Source organism: Kluyvera sp. Awk 3 (assembly GCF_028069715.1).
Taxonomy (GTDB): domain Bacteria; phylum Pseudomonadota; class Gammaproteobacteria; order Enterobacterales; family Enterobacteriaceae; genus Kluyvera; species Kluyvera georgiana_A.
In genome coordinates this window covers 1-7,156 of the sequence record NZ_JANEWH010000190.1, presented here as the reverse complement: position 1 = coordinate 7,156, position 7,156 = coordinate 1, and the positions used below count along the sequence as shown (strand labels likewise).

At 50.2% G+C, this 7,156-nt stretch carries 8 protein-coding genes and 1 pseudogene; all 9 read left to right on the top strand.

The features are described from left to right. Positions 1-304: pseudogene (locus NNN71_RS22935) on the top strand (hypothetical protein); the annotation flags it as partial. A 109-nt stretch (positions 305-413) separates the two neighbouring features. Continuing rightward, a complete protein-coding gene (locus tag NNN71_RS22930) occupies positions 414-614 on the top strand; it encodes a helix-turn-helix transcriptional regulator (protein ID WP_172731663.1) in 201 nt (66 codons plus the stop codon). Positions 615-650: 36 nt separating this feature from the next. Further along, positions 651-1,523 (top strand): hypothetical protein, encoded by an 873-nt coding sequence (locus NNN71_RS22925; RefSeq protein ID WP_271459427.1) that lies wholly within the window; start codon positions 651-653, stop codon positions 1,521-1,523. A 22-nt stretch (positions 1,524-1,545) separates the two neighbouring features. Continuing rightward, positions 1,546-2,550, top strand: coding sequence for a P2 family phage major capsid protein (locus NNN71_RS22920; RefSeq protein ID WP_172731661.1), 1,005 nt, complete (start codon positions 1,546-1,548; stop codon positions 2,548-2,550). Positions 2,551-2,647: 97 nt separating this feature from the next. Beyond that, the gene (locus NNN71_RS22915; protein WP_271459426.1) at positions 2,648-3,238 is read left to right on the top strand and encodes a host cell division inhibitor Icd-like protein; all 591 of its coding nucleotides are present in this window, start codon (positions 2,648-2,650) and stop codon (positions 3,236-3,238) included. Then, on the top strand, positions 3,235-3,474 hold the full coding sequence (locus NNN71_RS22910) for a hypothetical protein (RefSeq protein WP_154123167.1): 240 nt from the start codon (positions 3,235-3,237) through the stop codon (positions 3,472-3,474). Before NNN71_RS22915 ends, NNN71_RS22910 begins: the two co-directional genes overlap by 4 nt. Beyond that, positions 3,464-3,874, top strand: coding sequence for a hypothetical protein (locus NNN71_RS22905; protein ID WP_271459425.1), 411 nt, complete (start codon positions 3,464-3,466; stop codon positions 3,872-3,874). The genes NNN71_RS22910 and NNN71_RS22905 overlap by 11 nt, the downstream gene beginning before the upstream one ends. Beyond that, positions 3,871-6,558 (top strand): DUF927 domain-containing protein, encoded by a 2,688-nt coding sequence (locus NNN71_RS22900; RefSeq protein WP_271459424.1) that lies wholly within the window; start codon positions 3,871-3,873, stop codon positions 6,556-6,558. Before NNN71_RS22905 ends, NNN71_RS22900 begins: the two co-directional genes overlap by 4 nt. Positions 6,559-6,833: 275 nt before the next feature. Further along, the gene (locus NNN71_RS22895) at positions 6,834-7,106 is read left to right on the top strand and encodes an ogr/Delta-like zinc finger family protein (protein WP_154123170.1); all 273 of its coding nucleotides are present in this window, start codon (positions 6,834-6,836) and stop codon (positions 7,104-7,106) included. Positions 7,107-7,156 lie beyond the last annotated feature (50 nt).

Sequence of the window (7,156 nt, the reverse complement as noted above, 5' to 3'; positions counted from 1 at the left end):
ATCCAATGATATAGCCACTAAAATTATTCATAAACCACTTGAAGTCGTAGGAATAAAATCAGTCAAACTATCTAAAGTTGTTTCTGAACGCCATGCGAAGAAAAGAGAAGTTGTGCTTGTGGCTGCTATTTTCTGTAAGGAAAAATATCCTGATGAATGTTCTGAGTCAATTCGTGCATGGGCTAATTGCATAGAAAAACGCGCAACGGAATTGTTATATAAAAATGGTGAGTCTCCACTTTCATTAGATAGGATTGAGCGCATTTTGGGGAAAGCCATTGCTGGTAAATTGATCGCGAACTAAGATCTAGTTTACGTTGAGTAGGAACTTTTTTTCTACTCAACGTAAAAGCGAAACCATCTATGTTTAGATAGTGTTCATTGACGAGCATTGATGAACTGATGGAGATAAGATGGCTAATCCAACCGAACGACCTTCCTACGATAAATTAGTTGATATGAAATTTATTACATCTGATTGTCTTTTTACTGACAAGTGGATTTATAAATTGATCTCATTGGGTAAATTCCCCAAGCCAATAAAATTAGGTCGTATGTCACGCTGGCGTGCTGGTGATTATTACGCTTGGCGTGATAGTCATTCTTCAGAGTGAAAACCTTTATATTGATAGCATTTATTAGGAGCTTATATGAACTACCATCCACCGTTGGTGGGGAACCAACACGTATCTCTTTCGATTAAAAGTCAAAATGTATCGGTATTAGAAAATTATACAGTAACTCCATTTAAAGAAACTCATAGCGACACAGCCTGTATTGTACGGATTATTGAAATCTATTCATTGAATAAGCTGCGCGCTAACGGTGAAAAGCTGCATTCACTGACGGGACTTACAGTACCTGATACGGAAGCAGTGGCGGATGAAATCAATCTACTACTTAACCGCTTTACCCTAGTGTGTCGCCGTGAAGAGGAAGAGTTATCTTTCCGCCAGCGTGAAGTCAGCAGCGCGGAAGCTGCATGGAAAAGCGCATCTTCAAAAAGTGGTGCCGGTAGTATTGCTGAGGCCAGAACGAAAAATACCGTGCGTGTCGCACGTGCGGATGCAGAACGGTGTTACCAGACGGCGCTGTCCCGGTTGAATGAGCAACAAGACCGGCTCAATACTATCCGGCTTTTGCCTGGCTTGCTGGCTGATGAAGTCGATTATATCGGAAAGGGGATCGATAAACGGTTACTGAATACATTCCCGCGCTCCTTACGGTTCCCTGTTGAGCTTGCTACTGTATTTCAGGAAGGGAGCATTACCCGGGATATTCATTTTATTACTGATGCTCTTAAATCTCTGTCTGATGCAGTGAGTGAAATCATTAATTGTTGCAGTGTGCCTGTTGACCGGTATTTATTGGGCAATGGAGGTGTGGCAAGAACCATGGCCTACAGGGAGTATTATCGTGCTGATAATGCTGTATTGCGTACTGTCGTAAATGACCGGGATTATGTTGAGCATGTCATGAAATACAGTCATGTTTCAGAGTTCAAAAACAGACTCTTTTCTTAATTATTAAAAACAGGTGATAACTATGTATGCCTTTAAAACAGAAAGGCCGGACGCGGCACGTCGCTACCATAAAAAATTTATTTCTGCTTCAGATTATAAACTTGATCCGACCCGACGTTTTTCATTAACTGAACCGAGCGAGAATATCTTACGGACGTCAGTTATTGAGTCTGGCTGGTTAATGAAAAATATCACCCTGCGTGATGTTAATGCTGTCTCAGGTAATGCCATTAATATTGGCGCCAGCGAACTTCATACCGGGCGTGTGGAAGGTGGTCGTTTCCACAAAAGGATGGCCATCAATGGCACGGAGTTCTTTCTGACAGAGACGGATACCTGCGCCCGGATCAGCTATTCCGATATGTCTCATATCTGTCATACCGGTATACCGGATGAGTTTGAGAAAACGTTAGACGCCTTTTTTAGTCAGGCGTATGCGCTGGATATGCTGCGGGTAGGGTTCAATGGTGTGGCCATTGCGGACACGACAGACCCGGAAATGAATAAAAAAGGGGAAGACGTCAATATTGGCTGGCATGCTCTGGCGAAAGCGCATGAAGACGGTAAGCAGATTTTGTCTGAGCCGGTAACACTGGGGGAGTCAGGTACATGGAAGAACATCGATTTACTGGCCAATCATCTGATCACCGAGCTGATTGCAGAGCCATTTCGCGAAGACCCGCGTCTGGTGGTGCTGGTCGGGGCAGAGCTGGCTGCCCGTCAGCGACTGAAGCTGTTTAATGCGGCGGATCGCCCGGCTGATGTGAATGCGGCGCAGATGGTGACCAGTTCCGTGGCCGGACGCTTTGCCTTTATTCCTCCGTTTATGCCCGGTAAGCGTCTGGCGGTGACCACGCTGGATAACCTGCATATTTATACCCAAGCAATGACGCGCTGGTTCCGTGCAGAGTTTGATGACGAGAACAGCGAATACGTGCATTCCTATCTGCGTAATGAAGGCTATGCCCTGGGGGAACCGGGACTGTATGCCGCTGTTGATGAGAACGCTATGACGTTTGCGGACTGACACCGTCCATACAATAAGACCCGCTTACAAGCGGGTCTTATTGACAGCAACAGGAATCAGAAAAAATGAAAAACTCTATTTAGGACGAGGTTTAAGGATGCCAGTGTTAATGAGTTCAGGCAATCGTCTGTTTTCGGTTATAAATTTCTTGCCTCGCCAGGAATGGACGGGCTATAGTTCCTCTGTTGCCGCAAAATCGGCAACCGGGCGTAGGAACCCGTGTAATCTGAAGGCGACACAACACGCGCCAGGCGTGTTTTTTTATGTCGCAGCTTTGGCATACCCCTATTTTATGGTGTGGTGGCAGGTCGTATTTTTTCGTTTTTTATGCCACATCGTCAGAATTATGGTAGTCCAGGCGGGGCAGCTTTCGGGCTGGCCGGTATCCTTCAGAGCCGGTATTCCTACCCCCGTCTGGGCTACCACCCATGAGCGTAGGAACTCCGGTGGTAGCGTTAACCGCTATCTGAAGGAGATTGCCGCTATGGCTTCGATCCCTGCTTTGTCTCACCCCCAATTTACCTTTGTTTTTCTCGCTGTTCGCCGTGCTGACTCTTCCGCACGTCCATTTGCTGTGCGTACTGTCGCAACCTGCGAGCATGCTGCACGCCTTAAACTCGTTGCTGATTTTGTATTGAGCTTGGCGGCACGTATCCCGGTGAAAAATTTCTGTGAGGTGAATGTATGAGCCATTTACCGATCACTAACCACGGTTGTACTTTGACTGAAGAAGGTGAGAGCCGGCTTTTACGGGCTGCGCTGGCGAGCGAGTTCCTAGCCGAAATTCTGTCATTTCCTGCGATGAGTGGGCCGAGAACTGTTTCTGCTGAAGGGGCAGCAGCCGTCATGGCCTGCATTGCCGATCAACTGGAAGGTGTGGTGAGAGAAACCAGCACCATGAAAGGAGAGTCGCATGAGCGCTAATTTCGCAGTCCATTCACCTGAGTTTCGTGCGGCATTCCTGCGTTCCTGTATTGCTGACGCCTATATTGCCCTGATGCTGCGGATTAATGGGGAGCCTGTGTATATAGAGGATGGCGAGCGTATCGAGCTGACACCTGGCCGCGTAGCCATGAATATTCTTTATCACATTGAAGCGTCCTGGATTAATGAATTCGGCCAGGACGAGGGGCAACGCCTTGCATGTGATGTCCTGGAGCGAATGCTTGCACCGGGCTACATGGCCGAAAATATCCGTCTTTCCGCATTTGGCGTTTCTGAGCTGCGTGAAGTGTACCGGGATATCGTCTTTGGTGCGCCCGATGGCGAAATACCACCAGGTTTCAGCATCACCACTGCGGGAGTCGGGGAGGTACTGCCATGAAAACTCAGTCTGTATCTGCGGTTTCGGGGGCGGCAAACGGGCGCTGGCCACATATCCTTTCTGCGCTGGGGATCAATGTTCCTTCCGCCCGTCGTCATGGTGCATGTCCTGCCTGTGGCGGGAAAGATCGCTTTCGTCTTGATGATAAAGAAGGGCGCGGTACATGGTTCTGTAATCAGTGCGGCCATGGTGACGGCCTCGATTTGGTACGCCTGGTGACAGGACGATCAGTGAAGGAGGTAGCGGGAATGGTGTCCGAGGTACTGGCGCTGCCTGAAGTACAGAATAAACCTGCTATGCCAGCCAGGAAAAAGGCGGCGGGAAAAGAGACCGGGGCAGACCGCTATCAGAAACTTAAAAAGCTTTCTCAAAGCGGAGAATCAGCCTATCTGACCGCGAAGGGATTGAAGGGCTACTCTTTGCCGCTTCTGACTGCCTCCATCAATCTGGCGGGGAGGTCTTTTCCTGCCGGGTCGCTGCTGCTGCCCTTAAGCGATATCGCCGGAAATATTACTGGTGGTCAGCTTGTTAACGCAGACGGAGACAAAAGTCTGTTACCTGGCAGTCAGCTTTCAGGATCATTTGTTGCCGTGGCGGATATTCCTGCTGATGCCCCTGAACAGGTCATTATTACTGAGGGGTATGCCACTGCGCTGACGGTCAGTCTTCTGGCTGACGGCTGGATCGTTGCCGCTATTGCGGCCACAAATTTGCCAAAGGTGGCGGAGCAACTTCGTATTCGTTGGCCAGACACCCGGATCATCATCGCAGGTGATAACGATCTGGTGGACGGCAAAGAGAACACAGGCCGTGTCTGGGCTGAAAAGTCCGCTAAATCCGTTGATGGCTGGGTAACTCTTCCTCCGGTGCGTCATAAAGCCGACTGGGATGATTACCGTCAGGAGGCCGGGAAGGAGAGGGCGCGGGAAGCGTTCCGCGAAGAAATGACGCTGCACGGAAAAGGGCAAACCAGACTGCCTCAGGGTTTCAGGCTGACCAAAGAATATCTGTGGTACGACAAACTGGTGAACAAATCAGACGGTGACACCGAGATCCGTAATATCAAAATTTGCAGCCCGTTGCGCGTGACGGCGATTACCAGCGATGCGGACGGTAGCAACTATGGCCGCCTGCTGGAATGGGAGGACACCAACGGCATGAGCCGAAAGTGGGCGATGCCGATGGAAATGCTGGGCGGCAGCGGGGAAGAGCTGCGGCGCGTGTTACTGGTCAACGGGCTTTCTTATATCAACATTAACGGGATGGCCAGGGCGCACCTGATGGAATACATCTCCCTGTGCAAGCCTGACAGAAAAGTGACCTGCGTAAATAAGACGGGCTGGCATGGCGGTGTTTACGTCCTTCAGGATGAAGTGATCGGCAGAGAGTCACAGTCTGTGATCCTTCAGACCTCCAGCGTTCAGGGGCGTGATTTCCGTGTCAATGGTACCTCCGAAGAATGGCGGGAAAATATCGGCCGCTATTGCGTCAACAATGCCCGACTGGCTTTTGCCGTAAGCCTGGCATTCGCCGCACCACTTCTGAAGCTGGTTGGTATAAGTGGCGGCGGTTATCACCTGAAAGGTGAATCTACTGACGGTAAAACCACGACCATGAAAGTGGCCGCTTCGGTGTGTGGCGGCACTGACTTCTGGCACACATGGCGCGCTACCGGCAACGCGCTGGAGGGAACGGCCAGCCGTCGCAATGATGCCACGCTGATGCTTGATGAAATCCGTGAAGTGGACGGCAGGGAGGCGGGAAATATTGCCTACATGCTGGCGAACGGCCAGGGCAAAGCCCGCGCCCGAACGGATGGATCGGTACGTGAAACAAACCGCTGGAATTTACTGTTTCTGTCCACAGGAGAGCTGTCACTGGTCGAGCACGCCGCCAATGCAGGGGAGAGAACCTATGCCGGGGTTGAAGTTCGCATGATCCAGATCCCGAGTGACTCAGGTAAATACGGTGTGTTTGAAGAACTGCACGGCTTCAGCGGTGGTAAAGCGCTGGCGGAGCATCTGGAACATGCCGTTATTCATCATCATGGATCACCCTTCCGGGACTGGCTGCATTGTCTGACAGCCGATCTCCCGGAATTGACCAGCCAGGCGAAAGCGCTGCTGAAAGACTACACCCGCAGGCTGACGCCAGCAGATGCAGGAAATCAGGTCGGGCGAGCCGTTACCCGCTTTGCACTGGTTGCAATGGCCGGAGAACTGGCCACACAAGCTGGGATAACCGGATGGCCTGAAGGGGAGGCGTTCAGGGCTGCTGAATGCTGTCTGGCCTCATGGATGGCTGACCGTGGGCATACTGCGAACCAGGAGGATAAAACCGCACTGGAGCAAGTCCGGGATTATATGACCCGTAACCAGTTCAGCCGCTTTGCTGACTGGCACGATGACAAGAACCGCCCACTGTCGATGATGGGATTCAGGAAAGTGGACAAGGGCGACAACGTAACAGAATCGGCAGTGACGTTCTATGTGCTGCCGTCTGGCTGGAAAGAAATCTGTAAGGGGTTCGATTCGCGGAAGGTGGCCAGATTGTGCGTAGAGGCAGGCTGGCTGAAAGCCGGTGAAGATGGGCGGACACAGAATAGTATTCGCCTGCCAGAAATAGGGGTTAAGCGTGTGTACCAGTTTAATACGCAGGTACTGGGTAGCGCCGATCCTGAATAGTAATCGCGTGAGTCTTATTTTTATGAGGTAACAGAGGTAACAGAGGTAACAGGCAGCAATGACGAGGCTTGCCAGTGTTACCACTCAGAAATAGCCACTGGTAACAGAGGTAACAAAAATCAAGGTGTTACCACTCGTTACCTCTTGATTAAGTCTACTGGTAACAGATTAAATTCAATTAAATCAACGGTGTTACACGTGTTACCAGTGTTACACGTTCAGAAGAAGGGGAAGGGAACAAAATCTCTTCTTCTGGCAGGCAAAGAGGGTCAGTGATGCGAGTATTGAAAATTTTCTGCCCGGAATGTATGTCCGCGGCTACGGTGAGAAAAACTAACCGGAAGCACCCCAAATTGTCAGATGTGTACTGCTATTGTTCAAATGTTGAGTGCGGTCATACGTTTGTGATGAACATTTGTTTCTCACACACGATAAGCCCCAGCGCTCTTAACGGACAGGGCAGGATAAAAGCGTTAATGGATGCCTTACCACCAGATGAACGAGAGGAGGCCTTAGAGCTCTTACTGGCCGCCAAAGAAAGCCAGTAAGTCGATAGCCGGGATAAGGTAAAATGTTCCCGGCTTCAGTTCACTAAATT

What these genes read in the sequence shown, in the direction of transcription:
- NNN71_RS22915 (WP_271459426.1), top strand. Translation starts at nt 2,648, where the DNA reads ATGCCAGTGTTAATGAGTTCAGGCAATCGTCTGTTTTCGGTTATAAAT.
- NNN71_RS22910 (WP_154123167.1), top strand. Translation starts at nt 3,235, where the DNA reads ATGAGCCATTTACCGATCACTAACCACGGTTGTACTTTGACTGAAGAA.
- NNN71_RS22900 (WP_271459424.1), top strand. Translation starts at nt 3,871, where the DNA reads ATGAAAACTCAGTCTGTATCTGCGGTTTCGGGGGCGGCAAACGGGCGC.
- NNN71_RS22895 (WP_154123170.1), top strand. Translation starts at nt 6,834, where the DNA reads ATGCGAGTATTGAAAATTTTCTGCCCGGAATGTATGTCCGCGGCTACG.
- NNN71_RS22920 (WP_172731661.1), top strand. Translation starts at nt 1,546, where the DNA reads ATGTATGCCTTTAAAACAGAAAGGCCGGACGCGGCACGTCGCTACCAT.
- NNN71_RS22905 (WP_271459425.1), top strand. Translation starts at nt 3,464, where the DNA reads ATGAGCGCTAATTTCGCAGTCCATTCACCTGAGTTTCGTGCGGCATTC.
- NNN71_RS22925 (WP_271459427.1), top strand. Translation starts at nt 651, where the DNA reads ATGAACTACCATCCACCGTTGGTGGGGAACCAACACGTATCTCTTTCG.
- NNN71_RS22930 (WP_172731663.1), top strand. Translation starts at nt 414, where the DNA reads ATGGCTAATCCAACCGAACGACCTTCCTACGATAAATTAGTTGATATG.